This is a genomic window from Sporomusa sp. GT1, assembly GCF_014634905.1.
In the GTDB taxonomy this organism is placed as follows: domain Bacteria; phylum Bacillota; class Negativicutes; order Sporomusales; family Sporomusaceae; genus Sporomusa; species Sporomusa sphaeroides.
Genome location: NZ_BMBX01000060.1, coordinates 1 through 1836 on the forward strand (window position 1 = coordinate 1; position 1836 = coordinate 1836).

At 52.8% G+C, this 1836-nt stretch carries 1 protein-coding gene; it reads right to left on the reverse strand.

Annotated features, from left to right (window positions below; genetic code table 11):
* Positions 1-437: 437 nt before the first annotated feature.
* A complete protein-coding gene (locus tag GT1_RS21800; protein WP_188400485.1) occupies positions 438-1712 on the reverse strand; it encodes an IS110 family transposase in 1275 nt (424 codons plus the stop codon).
* Positions 1713-1836 lie beyond the last annotated feature (124 nt).

Here is a 1836-nt window from a genome sequence, read left to right on the forward strand (position 1 = left end):
ACCTCCCTTAATAAACTCTCGATATCTTTGATTTACTCGATATCTCACAGCATTTTACTTTGAATATGTCGAACCCAACCTCCGAATAGTGTGCCTATGCTGATCGCCACGTGGTTTCGGGCACGGAAAAACAGACCGCGTCGGTTTTCCGTTATCTTGGCCGTTGGGATTCCACATGACTCCAGGCGGCAAACCTCCCATGTCTTGCGGCATCAATTGTGCCTAATTCCTTCGTCCTGCCTATCCTTGAGATGGAACGTCAATCATGCTCCTAAGCTGGGTCATTGCCCGTAAGGTAAAATTCAACTTGACTGCCCCGGCTCTACTTGTCAAAGTGCTTGCTGTGATTGCTATGTTTTAAGGATTCTCGCCAAGTCTGGTCCGCTGCGGCCTTCGGTCCTTTGGCGCCATCCTTCTTCGAATGTCTCCGGCCTGGCTTACGCCGCCTTCATCGAACGCTTCATGTCATTGGTCATTTTCTCGGCATCGTACAAGCAGCCTTTTGTCAAAATCGCATAGATGACTCGCACCAGTTTGCCGCACAACGCTATGACCGATTGCATTTTGTTCAGCGGGTTTACTAAACGCGTCAGGTTCTTTTGGTGCATGGCCCGGAATTCGGCGTTAATCGCCAACATTGGGATCATAACCTGAAACAAGCCTTCCCTCAGCCGTCTTCTCCCGCGCTTATTAATCGTGGTTTTTCCCCGATGTTTTCCTGAGCTGTTTTCTTTCAGGCTAAGTCCTGCCATCTTGAGTATCTGCCGTGGATCTTGAAAGCGTCGGATGTCGCCGATTTCGCTGATGATGACCGCCGCCGTCACCATCCCGATGCCTCTAATCTCCAGCAGTTTGCCGGCGTTGGGTACTCTCAGCAGCAGTTCCTGCATTAGTTGCTCAATCCTCTGGCGCTGGCCGGCAATCATGTCGTATTGCGCCAACAAGTTCGCCAGCGCCGCTTCCGCAGCCTCGCTGCCGGCGGTTCGTCCGATGGACTTTTCTGCCGCCCGGACCAGTCGTTCGGCTTTTTTCAGGCTGCTCCTTTGAAGGTGCTTCTGCCAAACTTGGAGTACACCCGCAGCGCCCGCGGCCATCACTCTCGCCGGCGTGGGGAAGTTTTTCAGCGTAGCCTGCGCCGTTTTCCCACCCCAGTCTTTGAAGACAGTGATAAATTCCGGGAACCTGATGTCCAGCCAGCGGTGGATTTGGTTACTCAGAGCGATAAGTTGGCCTTGCAGCCGTTCCCGTTCCGAGACTGCTTCCCGCAGTTCGCTGTAAAGGTCCGCCGGAATGTACACGTCTCGGAACCGGCCGTCCTTGACCAGCATGGCAATGGTCTTCGGGTCTTTGCGATCATTTTTCGTCGGGCTATTGTCATCCAGCTCCCGCGTACATTTTACGTGGAAAGGATTGACTATCCCCAGCCGGTGGCCTTTGCCTTGCAGGTGATCCCCCAGCGTGAACCAGTAGTGTCCGGTAGGCTCGAAGCCTACTATGGCCTCGGTCTTCGCTTTTTGCTCCATGATCATTCGCATCCACTCATCCAGGGCTTCATAGCCCTGGGCCGTGTTGCTGAACCGGAGCAGTTTCGCCAGTTCGATCCCCCGGTTGTCAAAGGCCCTCGCGTAGTGCGAGTCCTTGCCGACATCGATTCCTACTACCAATGTGTGATTTTGGATTTGCAAAATCTTCTCGTTTTGTGTACGCTTCATGTGAGACGCCTCCTCAATCAATGGTTTTGTGCTTCTCTTGCCGGATCAGCACACATTGCCATTGTATTGCCGGGCGTCTCATTTTTCAAAGACCGTTTTTACTCCTTACAGGAATGCTCCTTAT

Bases quoted from the DNA above. Each gene is read 5' to 3' on its own strand.
- GT1_RS21800 (WP_188400485.1), bottom strand. From the start codon at position 1,712: ATGAAGCGTACACAAAACGAGAAGATTTTGCAAATCCAAAATCACACA.